Source organism: Pseudomonas sp. AC463 (assembly GCF_979253585.1).
In genome coordinates this window covers 1-241 of sequence record NZ_CEEDDZ010001086.1, presented here as the reverse complement: position 1 = coordinate 241, position 241 = coordinate 1, and the positions used below count along the sequence as shown (strand labels likewise).

The window sequence follows — 241 nt, the reverse complement described above, 5'->3', positions numbered from 1 at the left end:
CGTATGTCGACTGTGACCGCTGGGCACTCTTCATCAAACGGTCACGCAACTGTGGCAGCGCGCTTGTACTAACTTCATCAGACTCGCTCTCTACTGGGGTTCTGCGTTTCGGTGTTTTTCATGCGCGTGGTGCTTTTACTGGCCGCTCTACTGTTCGGCCTGCCGTCTTTTGCTGCTTCTCGATGTGATGTGAATGTCCCGACCCAATCGGTCGACCTGGAAAAGGTGAGCATCGCCTACC

General features: G+C 54.8%; 1 pseudogene. It reads left to right on the top strand.

The features are described from left to right. Positions 1–120: 120 nt before the first annotated feature. Positions 121–241, top strand: a pseudogene (locus AC0IYH_RS33630) (alpha/beta fold hydrolase); the annotation flags it as partial.